This is a genomic window from Mesorhizobium sp. WSM1343 (assembly GCF_055901535.1).
Genome location: NZ_CM148370.1, coordinates 2,668,607 through 2,686,542 on the forward strand (window position 1 = coordinate 2,668,607; position 17,936 = coordinate 2,686,542).

The 17,936-nt window shown below is 64.3% G+C and carries 18 protein-coding genes; 14 read left to right on the forward strand and 4 right to left on the reverse strand.

Going from position 1 to position 17,936, the window contains the following annotated elements; translation table 11 throughout:
- From AC0NIL_RS12835 to AC0NIL_RS12850, 4 genes are read left to right on the forward strand one after another with little or no spacing between them, the layout of a single operon-like run.
- Positions 1 to 705, forward strand: a complete 705-nt coding sequence (locus tag AC0NIL_RS12835) for an ABC transporter ATP-binding protein (protein ID WP_275953938.1) — start codon at positions 1 to 3, stop codon at positions 703 to 705.
- 5 nt (positions 706 to 710) lie between these two features.
- Positions 711 to 1,592, forward strand: a complete 882-nt coding sequence (locus AC0NIL_RS12840; RefSeq protein ID WP_027035600.1) for a branched-chain amino acid ABC transporter permease — start codon at positions 711 to 713, stop codon at positions 1,590 to 1,592.
- A gap of 4 nt (positions 1,593 to 1,596) precedes the next feature.
- Entirely contained in the window at positions 1,597 to 2,226 is a 630-nt protein-coding gene (locus AC0NIL_RS12845; RefSeq protein WP_063170114.1) for an FMN-binding negative transcriptional regulator, read from the forward strand.
- Positions 2,227 to 2,255: 29 nt separating this feature from the next.
- A complete protein-coding gene (locus AC0NIL_RS12850) occupies positions 2,256 to 3,302 on the forward strand; it encodes an ornithine cyclodeaminase (RefSeq protein ID WP_063170115.1) in 1,047 nt (348 codons plus the stop codon).
- A 12-nt stretch (positions 3,303 to 3,314) separates the two neighbouring features.
- Here AC0NIL_RS12850 and AC0NIL_RS12855 read toward each other — a convergent pair whose 3' ends face one another.
- From AC0NIL_RS12855 to AC0NIL_RS12870, 4 genes are all read right to left on the reverse strand, one after another.
- Positions 3,315 to 4,418 (reverse strand): alcohol dehydrogenase family protein, encoded by a 1,104-nt coding sequence (locus AC0NIL_RS12855; RefSeq protein WP_063170116.1) that lies wholly within the window; start codon positions 4,416 to 4,418, stop codon positions 3,315 to 3,317.
- A gap of 8 nt (positions 4,419 to 4,426) precedes the next feature.
- On the reverse strand, positions 4,427 to 5,806 hold the full coding sequence (locus tag AC0NIL_RS12860) for an aspartate aminotransferase family protein (protein WP_063170117.1): 1,380 nt from the start codon (positions 5,804 to 5,806) through the stop codon (positions 4,427 to 4,429).
- A gap of 32 nt (positions 5,807 to 5,838) precedes the next feature.
- A complete protein-coding gene (locus AC0NIL_RS12865; protein WP_063170118.1) occupies positions 5,839 to 7,332 on the reverse strand; it encodes an NAD-dependent succinate-semialdehyde dehydrogenase in 1,494 nt (497 codons plus the stop codon).
- A gap of 130 nt (positions 7,333 to 7,462) precedes the next feature.
- Entirely contained in the window at positions 7,463 to 7,954 is a 492-nt protein-coding gene (locus AC0NIL_RS12870) for an Lrp/AsnC family transcriptional regulator (RefSeq protein ID WP_013530324.1), read from the reverse strand.
- Positions 7,955 to 8,036: 82 nt separating this feature from the next.
- Between AC0NIL_RS12870 and ehuR the strand changes: the two genes are divergently transcribed.
- From ehuR to doeB, 10 genes are all read left to right on the forward strand, one after another.
- Positions 8,037 to 9,422 carry a MocR-like ectoine utilization transcription factor EhuR gene (gene ehuR, locus AC0NIL_RS12875; RefSeq protein WP_013530325.1) on the forward strand — a complete coding sequence of 462 codons (1,386 nt, stop codon included), beginning with the start codon at positions 8,037 to 8,039 and terminating at the stop codon, positions 9,420 to 9,422.
- Between the two features lie 126 nt (positions 9,423 to 9,548).
- The gene (ehuA, locus tag AC0NIL_RS12880) at positions 9,549 to 10,340 is read left to right on the forward strand and encodes an ectoine/hydroxyectoine ABC transporter ATP-binding protein EhuA (protein WP_027162225.1); all 792 of its coding nucleotides are present in this window, start codon (positions 9,549 to 9,551) and stop codon (positions 10,338 to 10,340) included.
- 87 nt (positions 10,341 to 10,427) lie between these two features.
- Positions 10,428 to 11,279 (forward strand): ectoine/hydroxyectoine ABC transporter substrate-binding protein EhuB, encoded by an 852-nt coding sequence (gene ehuB, locus AC0NIL_RS12885; protein ID WP_013530327.1) that lies wholly within the window; start codon positions 10,428 to 10,430, stop codon positions 11,277 to 11,279.
- Positions 11,280 to 11,436: 157 nt separating this feature from the next.
- Complete coding sequence (ehuC, locus tag AC0NIL_RS12890; protein ID WP_013530328.1) at positions 11,437 to 12,096, forward strand: ectoine/hydroxyectoine ABC transporter permease subunit EhuC; 660 nt, start codon at positions 11,437 to 11,439, stop codon at positions 12,094 to 12,096.
- A gap of 34 nt (positions 12,097 to 12,130) precedes the next feature.
- Positions 12,131 to 12,790, forward strand: a complete 660-nt coding sequence (gene ehuD / locus AC0NIL_RS12895) for an ectoine/hydroxyectoine ABC transporter permease subunit EhuD (protein WP_013530329.1) — start codon at positions 12,131 to 12,133, stop codon at positions 12,788 to 12,790.
- 3 nt (positions 12,791 to 12,793) lie between these two features.
- Positions 12,794 to 13,570, forward strand: a complete 777-nt coding sequence (gene eutA, locus AC0NIL_RS12900) for an ectoine utilization protein EutA (protein WP_063170120.1) — start codon at positions 12,794 to 12,796, stop codon at positions 13,568 to 13,570.
- A 9-nt stretch (positions 13,571 to 13,579) separates the two neighbouring features.
- Positions 13,580 to 14,572, forward strand: coding sequence for a hydroxyectoine utilization dehydratase EutB (gene eutB / locus AC0NIL_RS12905; protein ID WP_164745816.1), 993 nt, complete (start codon positions 13,580 to 13,582; stop codon positions 14,570 to 14,572).
- Entirely contained in the window at positions 14,569 to 15,561 is a 993-nt protein-coding gene (eutC, locus tag AC0NIL_RS12910) for an ectoine utilization protein EutC (RefSeq protein ID WP_473572367.1), read from the forward strand. Before eutB ends, eutC begins: the two co-directional genes overlap by 4 nt.
- A 129-nt stretch (positions 15,562 to 15,690) precedes the next feature.
- Positions 15,691 to 16,869: an ectoine hydrolase DoeA gene (gene doeA, locus AC0NIL_RS12915; RefSeq protein ID WP_063170122.1), complete on the forward strand. Its 1,179-nt coding sequence runs from the start codon at positions 15,691 to 15,693 to the stop codon at positions 16,867 to 16,869.
- A gap of 5 nt (positions 16,870 to 16,874) precedes the next feature.
- Positions 16,875 to 17,873 carry a N(2)-acetyl-L-2,4-diaminobutanoate deacetylase DoeB gene (doeB, locus tag AC0NIL_RS12920; protein WP_024502317.1) on the forward strand — a complete coding sequence of 333 codons (999 nt, stop codon included), beginning with the start codon at positions 16,875 to 16,877 and terminating at the stop codon, positions 17,871 to 17,873.
- Positions 17,874 to 17,936 lie beyond the last annotated feature (63 nt).

The following is a 17,936-nucleotide window of genomic DNA, read 5'->3' on the forward strand; positions in this document are numbered from 1 at the left end:
ATGCTGAGCGTTGAAGCCCTGAAAATCCGGTACGGCGAGGTCGAGGCGGTGCGCCGCGTCGACCTCGCCGTCGGCAGCGGCGAGATCATCGCCCTGGTCGGCGCCAACGGCGCCGGCAAGAGCTCGACGCTCGGCGCCGTCGCCGGGCTGGTGCCGGCGGCATCCGGCAAGGTGGTCTTCGACGGTGTCGACATCACCGGCCTGGCGCCGGAGGCGATCGCCCGCAAGGGCGTCGCGCTGGTTCCGGAAGGCCGCCGCATCTTCGCCAGCCTGACGGTGGCCGACAATCTGCGTCTCGGCGGCGCGGTGCATCAGCCGGCGGCCGAGGCGCGGCTGCGCGAAGAGGAGATGCTGGAGCTGTTCCCGATCCTGCGCCGCTACCACCGCGTCAAGGGCGGCAATCTGTCGGGCGGCGAACAGCAGATGCTGGCCATCGCCCGCGCGCTGATGGGCAAGCCGCGCATGATCCTGCTCGACGAGCCCTCGCTCGGCCTTGCCCCGCAACTGATCGACACCGTCTTCGACCTGATCGCCGAACTGCGCCGCAAGGGCCTGACCATCCTTCTGGTCGAACAGAATGTGGCGCTGGCGCTCGAAATCGCCGACCGCGCCGTCGTGCTCGCCAATGGCGAAGTGGTGCTGTCGGGCAGGGCAAAAGAACTCGCCTCTTCGGACCTCGTCCGCCAGGCCTATCTAGGAGCTTAAGAAGCATGATCGCGCAGCAGATCATCAATGCGGTGAGCCTCGGCGGCGTCTATGCGCTGCTGGCGCTCGGGCTGGCGATCGTCTTTTCCATCGTCGGCCTGATCAACTTCGCCCATGGCGAACTGATGACGCTGTCGGGCTATGCGCTGCTGGCCTCGCTGGTGCTTGGCTTTCCGTTCCCGGTGGCGGTGCTTGTCGCCGTGTCCTGCGGCGCGCTCGCCGCTGTCGCCATGGAGCGCATCGCGTTCAGGCCGATGCGCGGCGCCAGCGTCACCAGTCTGTTGCTGACCAGCTTCGCTGTCTCCAGCCTGCTGAAGGTCGTCTTCCAGAACGGCATTTCGGCGCGGCCGCAGGCTGTCGCCATGCCTGGCTGGATGACCGGCGCTTTCTCCTTCGGCGATTTCACCATCGGCGTCGGTCCCAGCATCTCCATCGTCGTCTCCGCACTGGCGCTGATTGCGCTGGAAGTCTTCCTGCGCCGCTCGGTGACCGGGACGGCGATGCGTGCCGCAGCGGAGGATTTCGACGTCGTGCGCCTGATGGGCATTCCGGCCAGCCGCATCATCGCCACCGCCTTCCTGCTCTCCGGCCTGCTCGCCGGGCTGGCGGCCATGCTGTGGGTGGCGCAGCGTGCCTCGGTCGACCCGCTGATGGGTTTCACGCCGGTGCTGAAGGCGTTTATCGCCGCCGTCGTCGGCGGGCTCGGCAGCTTGCCCGGTGCTGTCGCCGGCGGCTTCCTGCTCGGCATCATCGAGGTGCTGCTGCAAGCGACATTGCCGGGAGCGATCGCGCCCTATCGCGACGCCATCGTGCTGTCGGGCGTCATCGCCGTGCTGCTGGTTCGCCCGCAAGGCCTGATCCCGGCGGTTCGCGCCCAGCGAAGCTGACCTGATGTATACCAAGCCCGAGTTCGCGCCACTGTCGCGCGACGAGGTGTTCGGCCTGATCGAGGCCGCGGCCTTTGCCACGGTGGTGACAGCGGGACCGCAGGGCCTTGTCGTCTCTCATCTTCCCTTCGTGCTCGATCGCGCGCGGGGTGAAAACGGAACGCTGATCTCGCATCTCGCCCGGGCCAATCCGCACAGCACCTTGATCAGCGAAGGCAGGGAGACGATCACTGTCTTCCACAGCCCGCATGGCTACATCTCGCCGTCCTGGTATCCGCGCAATCCGGTGCGCGACAGCGCGCCGACCTGGAACTTTGCCGTCGTGCATTGTCATGGGCATCCGGTGCCGCTCGACGATCACGGCACCGCCCGGCATCTCCTGCAGCTTGTCGACGTGCTGGAGAAGGATCGCGACGATCGCTGGGGCATGCGTGAGCTCGGACCAGGCGGCATGGAGCGGCGCATACCTGGTATCATAGGGTTTGACCTGCCGATCGGGCGGCTCGAAGCCAAGTTCAAGATGGGCCAGGATGAGCGCCTCTACGACACAGGCGGAGCCATCAGGGTGCTGGAGCAAAACGATCCGGCGCTGGCAACAATGATGAAGGCACACAACGCGCATCGCCAGGACTGAGCGCCTGCATGCGGCAAGGATAAGAAAAAATGATCCCCAATCTCAACATCGTGCCCTTCGTCAGCGTCGATCATATGATGAAGCTGGTGCTGAAGATCGGCGTCGAACGCTTCCTCGTCGAACTCGCCGGCTACATCGAGAATGATTTCCGCCGCTGGGAGCTGTTCGACAAGACGCCGCGCGTCGCCTCGCACAGCGCCGAGGGTATCATCGAACTGATGCCGACCAGCGACGGCGAAGTCTACGGCTTCAAATATGTCAACGGCCATCCCAAGAACATGCGCGAGGGACGCCAGACCGTGACCGCCTTCGGCATGCTCGCCGACGTCCACAATGGCTACCCGGTATTGCTGTCCGAAATGACCATCCTGACGGCGCTGCGCACGGCGGCGATGTCGGCTCTGGCCGCCAAGTACCTGGCGCCGGCCGGCTCCAGCTGCATGGCGCTGATCGGCAACGGCGCCCAGGCCGAATTCCAGGCGGTGGCCTTCAAGGCGCTGCTCGGCGTCGACAGGCTGAGGCTTTACGATATCGACCGCTCGGCCACCGAAAAATGCATCCGTAATCTCGCCGGTCTCGGCTTCGACATGGTCGCCTGCGGCACCGCGCAGGAGGCGGTCGAGGGGGCTGACATCATCACCACCGTCACCGCCGACAAGCAGTACGCCACCATCCTCACAGACAACATGGTCGGCTCCGGCGTGCACATCAACGCGGTCGGCGGCGACTGTCCCGGCAAGACCGAATTGCATCGCGATATCCTGCTGCGCTCAGACATCTTCGTCGAATACCCGCCGCAGACCCGCATCGAGGGCGAGATCCAGCAGCTTGCGCCGGATCATGAGGTGATCGAGTTGTGGCAGGTGATGTCAGGCGCCGTGCAAGGCCGGCGCGATTCCGGCCAGATCACGCTGTTCGATTCGGTCGGCTTCGCCATCGAGGATTTTTCGGCGCTGCGCTATGTCAGGGATCAGCTGAAGTCGACCGGCCTCTACCAGGAACTCGACATGCTGGCCGACCCCGACGAACCGCGCGACCTGTTCGGCATGCTGTTGAGGGCGGCCCAGCAGGGTTGAGGCATAGAGTGTTCAGCCAGCCGAACCCCACATGGCATCCGGCACCACCACCAGCTTGCCGACGAAATCCTTGGCAATGAAATCCGCCTGCGCATGGTGGAAATCGGAGAGCTTGTAGACGCCACCGACCAGCGGCCGGATTTTCTTCGCCTCGATGTAACCAACGATGCGACGGAAATCCGCGCGCGTGCCCTGGCTCGAACCATGCAACTGCAACTGCTTGAGATACATGGTCCTGAGATCGAGTTGCACGACCGGACCGGCAATCGCGCCGGCGGTCGTGTAGCGGCCTTCGGGCCTGAGAATACGCAAGAGGTCGTTGAAGATCGCGCCGCCGACCAGGTCGGCCACCACGTCGATCGGTTGGCCGCCGGTCGCTTCAATCACGGCTTGCGGCAGGTCTGCGACGCCACGGGTGATGACCGCCTCGGCGCCGATGTCCAGCACCGCCTGTTCCTTGCCCTTGCCGACGACGGCATAGGGAATGGCGCCGCGCGCCCGTGCCAGTTGCACGATGCCGGAACCGACGCCGCCCGAGGCGCCGGTGACCAGCACGCGCTCGCCGGCCTTCAAGCCGGCGCGCTCCAGCATCTGTTCGCCGGTCAGGTAAGCGCAGCAGAAGGTGGCGAGTTCGACGTCGCTCATGTCGGTATCGACGACATGCGTATTCTCGGCCGGCACGGCCTGGTATTCGGCGTAGCCGCCGTCGCGGCCATGGCCCATATAGTCGATGTCGGCGAGCGAATCGTCGTCGCGATTGTAGATGGAGAAATCGACCATCACCCGTTCGCCGATACGCTCCGGCGACACGCCTTCGCCGACGGCGGCGATGGTACCGACGGTGTCGGTGCCCTGGATGCGCGGGAAAACAAGCGTGTTGCCCTGGCGCCGCCATGTCGACACGGCGGCAGCGTCCTCCTCCGTGCCATAGGCGCCCTGGCGCACCCAGACATCGGTGTTGTTCATGCCGCAAGCGCTGACCTTGACCAGCACTTCACCTGGCGCAGGCGCGGGCACTTTCACATCGCTGCGGTAGACGAGTTTTTCCGGCCCGCCGTGCCCGACAAGCAGCACGGCGGCCATGGTGGCGGGGAGGGTTCTGGTCATGGCATTCATAGTCGATCTCAGAGATTGGCAAACACGCTCTTGACCGCATCGGCGGTCTTCGACACGACGATGTCGGCTTCCTCGCGGGTCAGGCAGAGCGGCGGCGCGAAGCCAAGAATGTCGCCCTGCGGCATGGCGCGGCCGATGACGCCGCTTGCGGCAAGCGCTGTCGCCACCTGCGGTCCGATCTTCTGCGAAGCGTCGAAGAACACCCGGTCGTCCTTGTCGGCAACGAATTCCACCGCTGCCAGCATGCCGTCGCCGCGGACGTCACCGACATTCTTGTGGCCGCCGACCGCCTTGGCCAGCTCGGCGCGGAAATAGGCGCCGGTCTCCTTGGCATTTGTCACAAGATCCATCTCGTCGATCAGCTCGAGATTGGCGACGCCGGCGGCAACGCAGATCGGATGTGCCGAATAGGTCCAGCCATGGCCGAGCGAACCGAGCTTGTCGGAGCCCTCAACCAGCACCTGCCACATCTTGTCGGCGACGATGACGCCCGACAGCGGCGCATAGGCCGAGGTCAGGCCCTTGGCGATGGTGATCAGGTCCGGCTTGATGCCGTAATGGTCGGAGCCGAACATGGTGCCCAGTCGGCCGAAGCCCGTCACCACTTCGTCGGCGACCAGAAGCACGTCGTACTTCTTCAACACCGCCTGGATCTTTTCCCAATAGCCGGCCGGCGGCGGCACGATGCCGCCAGTGCCGAGGATCGGCTCGCCGATGAAGGCAGCGACGGTTTCCGGGCCTTCGGCCAGGATCATCTCCTCGAGCTTGTCGGCACAATGCTGCGAAAACTGCTCCTCGCTCATCGAACGGTCGGCGCGGCGGAAGTAGTAGGGTGCCTCGGTGTGCAGGATCGGCGCGCGCGGCAGGTCGAAGGCGTTGTGGAACAGGTCGAGCCCGGTCAGCGATCCCGTCATCACGCCCGAGCCGTGATAGCCGCGCCAGCGCGAAATGATCTTCTTCTTCTCCGGCCGGCCGAGCACGTTGTTGTAGTACCAGATCAGCTTGATGTTGGTTTCGTTGGCATCCGAACCGGAGAGGCCGAAATAGACCCGCGACATGCCCTGCGGCGCGCGATCGATGATCATCTTGGCCAGCGTGATCGAGGCCTCGGTACCGTGGCCGACATAGGCGTGGTAATAGGCGAGGTTCTTCGCCTGGGCGGCGATGGCGTCAGCGATCTTCTGGCGGCCGTAGCCGACATTGACGCAATAGAGCCCGGCGAAGGCATCGAGGCTCTTCCTGCCATTGTTGTCCCACACGGTGACGCCTTCACCGCCGGCCATGATGCGTGTCGGGCTTTCGCCCCGCGCGTGCGTGCCCATATGGGTCGAGGGATGGAAGAAGTGGTCGCGATCCCAGGCGGCGAGTTCGTTGGACTGGTCGAGCATTTTTTAACTCCTTGAGGGATGGCAGGACGAACCTAGGCGACGTCCAGACAGAGATACTTCAGATCGGTGAAGGCTTCGAGCCCGTGGCGCGAGCCTTCGCGCCCGATGCCCGATTGCTTGACGCCGCCGAACGGGATCGGCGCGCCGGTGATCTTGACGCGGTTGATGGCGACCATGCCGTAGTCGAGCGCGCGGCCCATGCGCTGCTGCCGGCCACCATTCTCGGTCACGACATAGGCGACGAGGCCATACTCGGTGGCGTTGGCGCGGGCAATCACGTCATCCTCGCTGTCGAACGGCGTCACGGCGGCAACCGGGCCAAACGTCTCCTCGCGCATGATCAGCGCTTCGTCACTGACATCGGCCAGCAGCGTCGGCTGGTAGAACAGCGGGCCGGCCTGGTGCCGTTTGCCCCCGGTGAGGCAGCGCGCGCCGTGAGCGATGGCATCGGCGACCTGTTCCTCCACCTTCTTGATGGCGCGCTCATGCATCAGCGGCCCGATGTCGATCTTCTCGGCTAGGCCATTGCCGGTCCGCAGCGTCTCGATGCGCTTGGCGAAGGCGGCGCAGAACCGATCGTAGATCGGACGCTGGACGTAGATGCGGTTGGCGGCGAGGCAGTCCTGGCCCGACGTGGCGAATTTGGCGTCGATGGCGATATCAACCGCTTTGTCCAGATCTGCATCGGCAAAGACGATCAGCGGGGCATGACCGCCAAGCTCCATCACCAGCCGCTTCATGGTCGGCGCGCTCTGGGCGGCGATCAGCCGGCCGATCTCGGTCGAGCCGGTGAAGCTCATGGCACGCACGCGCGGATCTTCGCACATCCGGCCGACGATCGTCGAAGCCTTGCCGGTGACGATGTTGAAGACGCCCACGGGCAGGCCGGCGCGTTCGCCGAGTTCGGCCAGCGCCAGCGCCGACAGCGGCGTTTCCGAGGACGGATGCGCGACGATGGTGCAGCCGGCGGCAAGGGCGGCGGCCGCCTTACGGGTCAGCATGGCCGACGGAAAATTCCACGGCGTGACAACGCCGACGACGCCGAGCGGCTCGCGCCGCACCATCATCTCGGCGTTCGGCAGATGGCTGGTGACGCTCTCGGCGTTCGGGCGTTTTGCTTCTTCGGCATACCATTCGACGAAGGAGGCGGCGTAGTCGATCTCGCCCAGCGATTCCTGCAGAGGCTTGCCCTGTTCAAGCGTCATCAGCAGAGCCAGATCATCCTTGGCGCCGACGATCAGCTCGAACCATTTTCGTAAAATTTTCGAGCGCTCCTGCGGCAACAGCGCCCGCCAGGCCGGGAAGGCGCGCGCCGCGGCATCGATCGCCTTTGTCGTCTGCCGGCCATCGAGCGCGGCGACGAAAGCGACGGTCGTGCCGGTGGCCGGATCGGTGACCTCGAAGCTTTCGGCAGCCTCGCTTGCGGTCCAGTGGCCATCGACATAGGCCAGTTCGCGCAGCAGCCGGCGGTCGGCGAGGCCGTCGAGCGCTTCATGGCGATGCGAGCGGGCGAAATGCGCGGACATGGTCAAAGCCTCCCGGTTCGGACTGATAAGGGAAGACTATCCGCCCGATGCAGATAGAGAGGCTGTTTGGAAGTCCTGACGTAGAGAGACTCTCTCTATCGGGTTGCCCGGCGAGAGAATCTCTCCGCTCCTATGACGACGCCGGCAAAAGCTCTGCGATGGGCAGCGCCACCTCGTCCTTCACGGTCTTGATGACGATGTAGGTGAAGTAACGATCGATGCCGATCTCGCGGTCCAGCAAGCCATCGACCAGCCGCTGATAGGCGTCGATGTCGCGCGCCATTACTTTCAACAGATAGTCGACGCCGCCGCCGACAGACCAGCAGGCGACGATCTCGGGAACATCGCGTATAACGCGCTCGAAGCGGTCGAAATCGGCCTGGCGGTGGTTTGCCAGCGTCACCTCCATCAGCACGGTGGCAACGGGTGCCACGACGCGCATGGCGATCCTGGCGTGATAGCCCGAGACGATGCCGGCCTTTTCCAGCTTGCGCAACCGCATCCAGCACGGCGTCGGAGACAGGCCGACCTGCTCGGCCAGCGCCAGCTTGGTGATGCGTCCGTCGCGCTGGATGGCGTCGAGGATTTTCAGGTCGATCGGGTCGAGTTTCGCTGATGTCATCAGGGCTCACTTTTTCGTCCGAGTACCATGACGGCGCATTATTTCGATTGTCAATTGCACTGATTTCGATCTCTAATAAGTCATGACATTGTGGCAACCCGATCCCGCGCTTATCCGGCGGCCGGCCTATCAGTCGCTGGCCGACCAGTTCGCGCGCGCCATCCATGACGGACGCCTTGCCAATGGCGCGCGGTTGCCGACCCATCGCAGGCTGGCCGACGACCTCAAGCTTTCGGTGCAGACGGTCAGCCGCGCCTATGAGGAACTGATCCGGCGCGGCCTGATTTCGGGCGAGATCGGCCGCGGCAGCTTCGTCCAGACGCAGCGCCGCGAGCCCGAGCCGCCCTATCTGCCGGAGCGGCTCGGTGAAGTCATCGACCTTTCGATCCTGAAACCGGTCTGCGAGCCGATGCATCTTGAGCGGCTGAAGCAGGCACTGGGATGGCTGGCTGAGAACCTGCCGTCGAGTTCAGCACTTTCGTTCCGGCCCAACATGGTGTTTCCCCGCCACCGCGCCGTCGCCGTCGAATGGTTGAGACTGTGCGGCCTCGATGCATCGCCGCAGAACGTCAGCCTGACCAACGGCGCCACCGCCGGCATGACAGTGGCGCTGATGAGCGTCGCGCCGCCGGGCTCTACGGTCGCCACGGAGGCGATCGGCCACCATACGCTGGTGCCGTTGGCACGCTATCTCGGCTTCAACCTGGAAGGCCTGCCGATCGACGACAACGGCCTGATTCCGGAAGCGCTGGACGAGGCCTGCCGGCTTTCCGACATCCGCGCGGTCTTCGTGCAGCCCTCGGTCATCAATCCGACGGCGACGCTGATGGATGCGCGGCGGCGAGAAGAGATCGCCGCGGTCGCGCGCAAGCACGATATCGCCATCATCGAGAACGATGTGCTGGGTCCGCTGGTCGAAGACCGGCCGCCGCCGGTTGCCGCGTTCGCGCCGGAGCGCACGCTCTACGTCACCTCCTTCACCAAGATCACCGTGCCCGGCCTGCGCATCGGCTATCTGGCCGCACCCGACCGCTACGTCGCCGCCGTCGCCAACCGGCATCTGGTTTCGAACTGGATGGCGACGCCGCTGGTGGCCGAGATCGCCACCAAATGGGTGACCGACGGCACGGCGATGGAGCTTGTCCACTGGCAGCGCGCGGCTTTGCGGCGCCGGCAGGATATTGCAGCGCAGGTGCTGGCGGGGGTCGACTATCGCGCCCGGCGAGACGGGCTGCATGTCTGGCTTCAACTGCCCGCGGACCGTGCCGAGGAAAGCTTTGTCGCCCAGGCCCGCCTGCAAGGCGTGGCTATCGCGCCCGGAACATCCTTCCGTATTTCGGGTGCGCCCTGGCACCCGGCGGTGCGTATCTCGCTGGGTTCGACCACCGAGGGGGAACTGCGCGCCGGCCTCGGCGTTGTCACCAAGCTGCTGCTTGGCGATCCGGAGCATCTGCTGCTCGCAATCTAGGTCCGGTTTGCCCGGAAATTGTGGGGAATCAGAATAATTGTCATGATATTATTTTCCCAATTGACATGATTTGGCGCGTTCCGCATCGTTAAGGGGCATAGGCTTCTCCAGCACGGGGAAATACATTTGTCCGCACCAGCGCCCATCATCAAGATCGACAGCATCTCGAAAAGCTTCGGCAGCTTCAAGGTGCTGGACGGCCTGTCGATGCAAGTCATGCCCGGCGAGAAGCTGGCACTGATCGGCCCATCGGGTTCGGGCAAGACGACGATCCTGCGCATCCTGATGACGCTGGAGCGCATCGATGGCGGTCATATCCAGATCGACGGCGAGCAGCTCTATCACATGGAGCGCAATGGCCAGCTGTTGCCCGCCGATGAGCGGCATCTGACAAGGATGCGCCAGAAGATCGGCATGGTGTTCCAGCTGTTCAACCTGTTTCCGCACAAGTGCGTCATGGACAATGTCACGCTGGCGCCGATGCTGACCAAGGGCACGCCGCGTGCCGCCGCCGAAAAGCGGGCGATGGAACTGCTCGAAATGGTCGGCATGGCCGACAAGGCCAAGAACATGCCGGCGCAGCTGTCCGGTGGACAGAAGCAACGCGTGGCGATCGCTCGGGCGCTGGCGCTGTCGCCGAAGATCATGCTGTTCGACGAGGTGACGTCGGCGCTCGATCCAGAGCTGGTCGAGGAGGTGATGAACGTCATGCGCAAGCTCGCCGCCGAGACCGACATGACCATGCTGCTGGTCACCCACGAGATGGGCTTTGCCCATGATTTCGCCGACCGGGTGCTGTTCTTCGATCGCGGCAGGATCGTCGAAGAAGGCAAACCGGACGAGATTTTCCGCAATCCCAAGCAGGAGCGCACGCAAGGTTTCCTGAAGAAGATCATCGCGGCCGGACATCGGGTCTGACCGCAATGCCCAGGGCGACGAAGTCGTCCCGAGGCGGCGAGGGCCGCCATGCAACAAAGCAAGACAAGAAACAAGGAGTTGGGAACAATGAACAAACTTGGCATTCTGGCCGGCGTTGCCGGTCTTGCACTGACGGCGGTGCTGGCCGCCTCGATCCCCGGTTCGGCCGATGACAGCAAGCTCGAGCAGCTCAAGGCGCAAGGTTTCGCCCGCCTCGCCATCGCCAACGAGCCGCCCTATACGGCGGTCGCCGCCGACGGCAAGGTTTCGGGTGCCGCGCCTGATGTGGCCCGCGAGATATTCAAGCGGCTCGGCGTCGCCGACGTTGCCGCTTCGATCTCCGAATATGGCGCCATGATCCCCGGCCTGCAGGCCGGTCGCTTCGATGTCGTCACCGCCGGCCTGTTCATGAAGCCGGAGCGCTGTGCTGCGGTCGCCTATTCGGAACCCGTGCTGTGCGACGCCGAGGCGATGCTGGTGAAGAAAGGCAATCCAAAGGGTTTCAAGAGCTATGAGGATGTCGCCAAGGATACGACTGCGACCATCGGCGCGCCGGGCGGCGGCACCGAGGAGAAGCTCGCGCTCAATGCCGGCGTGCCACGCGATCGCGTCATCGTCGTGCCGGATGGCCAGAGCGGCGTGAAGATGCTCCAGGATGGCCGCATCGACGCTTATTCGCTGCCCGTCCTGTCGATCAATGATCTGGTCAAGAAGGCCAACGATCCGAACCTCGAAGTCATCGCTCCGGTGCAGGGCGCACCGGTCTATTGCGACGGCGCCGCTTTCAAGAAGGGCGACGAGGCACTGCGCGACGCCTTCGATGTGGAACTGGCCAAGATGAAGAAATCGGGCGAGTTCGCCAAGATCATCGAGCCCTACGGCTTCTCGGCGGCAGCCGCGATGTCGACCAGCCGCGACAAGCTCTGCGCGGCGAAGTGATCCTTCCTTCTCCCCGTTCAACGGGGAGAAGGTGTCACGAAGTGACGGATGAGGGGCGGCGCCAAACCTTCGCAAGTTCGCGCCGCCCCTCATCTGCCTGCCGGCATCTTCTCCCCGTGAACGGGGAGAAGATGCTAAACCCAACGTTGGAAACCGAATGACCCAGTGGTCCGGCTATTTCGGCCTGATATTGCAGGGAGCGCTTGTCACCATCGAGCTGACGCTGATGGGGTCGGTGCTGGCGCTGATCATGGCCTTCCTCGCCGGCATGGGGCGCGTGTCGCGCTTCTTTGCGCTGCGTTGGTTGGCCACCGCCTACATCGAGTTCTTCCGCGGCACCTCGATCTTCGTGCAGTTGTTCTGGGCCTATTTCGTGCTGCCCTTCATCGGCATTTCGCTGACCCCGTTGCAGGCCGGCGTGCTGGCGCTCGGCCTCAATGTCGGCGCCTACGCCGCCGAAGTGGTGCGCGGTGCCATCCAGTCGATCGGCCGCGAACAGTATGAGGCCTGCACAGCGCTCAATCTCGGCCGCTGGCAAGGCATGCGCCACATCATCCTGCCACAGGCGCTGCTGGTGATGCTGCCGACCTTTGGCAACAATGCCATCGAATTGCTCAAGGCGACCGCCGTGGTGTCGCTGATCTCGCTCACCGACCTGACCTTCCAGGCGCAGGTGGTGCGCGCCCAGACCGGCAACACCCTGGTGCCGTTCACCACCATCCTGATCATCTATTTCATCCTCGCCCTGCTCATCTCGTGGGGCGTGCGCTCGCTGGAACGACGCATGGCGCGCGGCCTCGACGGGGTGCGTGCCTGATGGCCAACTCCCTTCTGATAAATTGGGCCTACTGATGGAATGGGATTGGAATTTCGTCTGGGAAATCATGCCAACGCTGATCCAGGGCGTGAAGATCACCATCCTGGCGACGCTGCTCGGCTCGGTGCTGGCGGCGATCGTCGGGCTTGGCATTGCGCTGGCGCGCCGCTCGCCCAACAAGGCGTTGTCGCGCACGGTCGGCTGGGCGGCTGAATTCATCCGCGGCACGCCGCTGCTGGTGCAGCTCTATTTCATCTTCTACGTGCTGCCCGACATCGGCATCCTGCTGCCGCCGCTGGTCGCCGGTGTCATCGGGCTCGGGCTGCATTACGGCACCTATACGGCCGAGGTCTATCGTGCCGGCATCGACAATGTGCCGCGCGGCCAATGGGAGGCCGCCAAGGCGTGCAATTTGAGCGCCAGTCAGACCTGGACCCACATCATCATTCCGCAGGCTATCCCACCGATGATTCCGGCGCTCGCCAATTACTTTATCGCCATGTTCAAGGAAACGCCGCTGCTGTCGGCGATCACCGTGCTGGAACTGATGAACCAGGCCAAAAGCGTCGCCAACACCTACTATCGCTATATCGAGCCGATCACCCTGGTCGGTGCTTTCTTCCTGGTCATCAGTCTGTTTTCGGTCGTGTTGCTGCGCTGGCTGGAACGCCGCTACGGCAAGATCGAGAGGTAACCGATGAAACCCTTGCCCGAGATCAAGGTGTATCCAAAACGGCCGGCACTGGATGCGCGTCCGCTGGAGCGGCGCATCGGCCTGATCATCCTGGCCACCGACCACACCAGCGAACCGGATTTCCGCCGCATGGTGGCGAGCGAACGCGTCGGCGTCTATGTCGCGCGCATTCCCTATGCCAACCCGACGACGCCCGAAAACCTGCGCAAGATGCAGCCGGCGCTGACGGCGGGCGCGGCCCTGATCCTGCCGGATGAGCCACTCGATGCCGTCTGCTATTCCTGCACTTCGGCCTCGGTGGTGATCGGCGATGCCGAGATCGAGGCGGCGATCCAGGTCGCAAAGCCCGGCGTGCCGGTAATCACCCCGCCGATGGCGGGCGTGCGCGGGCTGCGTGCGCTGGGCGCAAGCAAGATCAGCATCCTCACTCCCTACACGGTCGAGACATCCAGGCCGATGGCCGCCTATTTCGCGGCGCACGGCTTCGAGATCGCCAGCTTCACCTGCCTCGGTTTCGAGGACGACCGCGAGATGGCGCGCATCGCACCGGCGGCCCTCGTCGAACTGGCGCGTGAGGCGACCGACACCAGCGCCGATGCGCTGTTCGTCTCCTGCACGGCGCTGCGTAGCGCCCTCGCGGTCACCGGAATGGAAAAAACTATTGGACGTCCCGTGGTGACCAGCAACCAGGCGACCGCCTGGAATTGTCTGCGGCTGTGCGGAGATGACACGCCGCGTCCCGAATTCGGCCGTCTGATGACGCAGCCATTTGCCGCCTGATTGATGATCATGACACAGGTCACTCTTGAGCACATTCGCGCCGCGCATGAGCGCATTGCCGGCAAGGTCGAGCGCACGCCGACCGTGCTGTCCCAAAGTCTTTCCGAAGGGCTGGGCGTCCCCGTCCACCTCAAGCTCGAACACCGGCAGACCACCGGCAGCTTCAAGCTGCGCGGCGCCTCGAATGCCGTCGCTTCGCTCAGCACCGCGGAGAAGGCGCGTGGCGTGGTCGCGGCCTCGACCGGCAACCACGGCCGCGCGCTGGCGCATGCGGCGAAGCTTGAGGGCATGCGCGCGGTGATCTGCATGTCGCGGCTGGTGCCTGAAAACAAGCTCGACGAGATCCGCCGGCTGGGCGCGGAGGTTCGCATTATCGGCAACAGTCAGGACGATGCCCAGCAGGAGGTCGATCGGCTGGTGGCGCAAGAGGGGCTGGTTATGCTGCCGCCCTTCGACCATCCCGACATTGTCGCCGGGCAAGGCACGCTCGGGCTTGAGATGATCGAACAGGTCCCGGATGCTGCCCTCGTCCTGGTGCAGTTGTCGGGTGGCGGGCTCGCCTCAGGCGTTGCCGCGGCCATCAAAGGCGTCAGCCCCGGCACAAAGATCATCGGTGTCTCGATGGCTCGTGGCGCGGCGATGAAGGCCAGCCTCGATGCCGGCCGCCCGGTGCTGGTGGAGGAATTGCCGACGCTGGCGGATTCGCTCGGCGGCGGCATCGGCCTCGACAACCGGCTGACCTTCGCCATGTGCCGCGACCTGCTCGATGGTATCGTCCTGCTTAGCGAGGACGAGATCGCCGCCGGCATCCGTCACGCCTATGCGCGCGAACGCGAAATCGTCGAGGGCGCCGGCGCGGTCGGCATCGCCGCGCTGCTCGCCGGCAAGGTCAGGTCGGACGGGCCGGTGGTCGTGCTTCTCTCCGGCCGCAACATCGATATGGACGCGCACCGCAGGATCGTCTGCGGCGAGGCGCCATCGCTCAAGGAGCACGCCGCATGAGCCGGATGACGATCCTCACCGAACAAGAATTGCGCGCGATCGTGACACTCGATCTCGATGCAGTCGCCTGCGTCGAAAACGCCTTCCGTGCGCTTGCCACCCTGCCGGTGGCGATGCCGCCGATCCTGCGGCTCGACATTCCCGAGCATCGCGGCGAGGTCGACGTGAAGACCGCCTACGTGCCTGATATCGACGGTTTCGCCATCAAGATCAGCCCCGGCTTCTTCGACAATCCGAAGCTCGGCCTGCCCAGCGTCAACGGCATGATGGTGCTGCTGTCGTCCAAAACCGGGCTGGTCGAAGCACTGCTGCTCGACAACGGCTATCTCACGGATATCCGAACCGCTGCTGCCGGCGCCGTCGCCGCCAAACATCTGTCGCGGCAGGACTCGTCAGTTGCCGCGATCTTCGGCGCCGGCGTCCAGGCCGGGTTGCAATTGGAAGCCCTGATGCTGGTGCGGCCGATTTCCGAGGCGCGCATCTGGGCGCGCGATGTGGCAAAGGCCGAGGCAACCGCCGCAGCCCTGCGCGAAAAGCTCGGCATTCTCGTGCATGCCGAGCCCGACGCGGCAAACGCAGTTGTCGGCGCCGACATCATCGTCACCACCACGCCTTCGACCGAGCCGCTGATCAAGGCGGGTTTCGTTTCCGCCGGCCAGCACATCACGGCGATGGGCTCCGACGCCGAGCACAAGAACGAGATCGCGCCGGCAATCCTGCGCATGGCCGACCTCTATGTCGCCGACAGCGCCCGTCAGACGCGGCGGCTGGGTGAGCTGCATCACGCCATCGCGGCGGGCGTGATGGCCGCTGACGAAGAGGTGACCGAACTTGGCCAGATCATCGCCGGTAAACGGCATGGTCGGCGCTCGGCCAGCGACATCACCATCGCCGATCTGACCGGCACCGGCGTTCAGGATACGGCGATAGCTACGTTCGCCCGCGATCGGGCGCGGGTGGCCGGTTCCGGGGCCATTTTCGAAAGCTGATGCTGGCCAAGGCGTGATCCGGAAAAATGGGAACCGGTTTTCCGAAAGATCACGCCCAAACAAGAACGACGGGCCGGTTTCAACGAAGTTGAAACAGGCTCAAGGCCCAACAAACGAGGACCAAGAACAATGCAACCGAACCTGAGATTCTCGCGCGGCGAATATGCGGATCGCCTCGCCAAGACACGCAAAGCCATGGAGGTGAAGGGCGTCGATCTTCTTGTTATCAGCGACCCGTCCAACATGGCCTGGCTGACCGGCTATGACGGCTGGTCGTTCTACGTGCATCAGGCGGTTATCGTGCCGCCATCGGGCGAGCCGGTCTGGTACGGCCGTGGCCAGGACGCCAACGGTGCCAAGCGCACTGCCTATCTCGCGCATGACAACATCGTCGGCTATGCCGATCACTATGTGCAGTCGACCGAGCGCCACCCGATGGATTTTTTGGCCAGCGTGCTTGCGGATCGCGGCTGGGGCAAGCTGACAGTCGGCGTTGAGATGGACAATTACTGGTTCTCGGCCGCCGCCTTCGCATCGCTGCAGAAGCATTTGCCCAATGCCCGCTTTGTCGATGCCACCGCGCTGGTCAACTGGCAGCGCGCGGTGAAGAGCTCGACCGAGATCGACTATATGCGCAAGGCGGCTCGCATCGTCGAGGCGATGCACCAGCGCATCTTCGACAAGATCGAGGTCGGCATGCGCAAATGCGATCTCGTTGCCGAAATCTATGATGCCGGCACGCGCGGCGTCGACGGCATCGGCGGCGACTATCCGGCGATCGTGCCGCTGCTGCCGTCGGGTGCCGATGCCTCGGCGCCGCATCTGACTTGGGACGACAGACCGATGAAGCGGGACGAGGGCACCTTCTTCGAGATCGCCGGCTGCTACAACCGCTATCACTGCCCGCTGTCGCGCACCGTCTTCCTCGGCAAGCCGACGCAGGAATTCCTCGATGCCGAGAAGGCGACGCTGGAAGGCATGGAAGCGGGGCTGGCCGCGGCCAAACCCGGCAACGCCTGTGAGGACATCGCCAACGCCTTCTTCGCCGTGCTGAAGAAGTATGGCATCGTCAAGGACAACCGCACCGGCTATTCGATCGGACTGTCCTATCCGCCGGACTGGGGCGAGCGCACGATGAGCTTGCGTCCCGGCGACCGCACCGAACTCAAGCCCGGCATGACCTTCCATTTCATGACCGGCCTGTGGCTGGAAACGATGGGACTGGAGATCACCGAGTCCATCCTGATCACCGAAACCGGTGTGGAGTGCCTGGCCAATGTGCCGCGTAAGCTGGTGGTGAAGGATTGAGCCCGATGTCGAATCTACGCTCATCACCGGTCGCGCCGACCGTCGATTTCGACCGCGACGGCGTCCAGCACGGCTTCCTGCGCTTGCCCTACAGCCGCGACGATTCCGCGTGGGGCTCGGTGATGATCCCGATCTGCGTCATCCGCAACGGCAACGGACCGGCAGCTCTGCTGTCCGGCGCCAACCATGGCGACGAATATGAGGGGCCGCTGGCCCTCTACGATCTCGCCAGGACCCTCGATCCCAGGCAAGTCAGCGGCACGGTGATCATCGTGCCGGCAATGAACTATCCGGCCTTCCGCGCCGGCACGCGCACCTCGCCGATCGACAAGGGCAACATGAACCGCAGCTTTCCCGGCCGGCCGGACGGAACGGTGACCGAAAAGATCGCCGATTACTTTCAACGTGAGCTGCTGCCTCGCGCCGACATCGTGTTCGACTTCCACTCCGGCGGCAAGACGCTGGACTTCGTGCCGTTCTGCGCGGCGCACACTTTGCCCGACAAGGCGCTGGAACAGAAAGCCTTTGACGCGGTCGCGGCCTTTGCCGCTCCGTTCTCGATGCGCATGATCGAGATCGACGCCGTTGGCATGTACGACACGGCAGCCGAGGAGATGGGCAAGGTCTTCGTCAGCACCGAACTTGGCGGCGGCGGCACGTCGCGCGCGCAAACCGTGCGGATCGCGAGGCGCGGCATTCTCAACGTGCTGCGTCATGCCGGCATTGTAGATGGTGCGGTCGAGAAGACTCGAACCCAGTGGCTCGACATGCCGTCGGGCGATTGTTTCTCGTTCGCCGAAGACGACGGCATGATCGAAACCATGGTCGATCTCGGTGAGCCCGTCAAAGAAGGCTCGGTGCTGGCGCGCATTCATTCCACCGGCCGCACCGGCGTCGCTCCGCAGGAGATCCGGGCAAAAATGTCGGGCATGCTTGCGGCGCGGCATTTCCCCGGGCTGGTTAAGGCCGGCGACTGCGCGGCGGTGGTGGCTGTGCACGTCTGAGCGGCTCCGCCGGGGCCTGCTCCACCCGGTTCGGGTCCATCGTCACTTGTTCTGCGTCCGTCG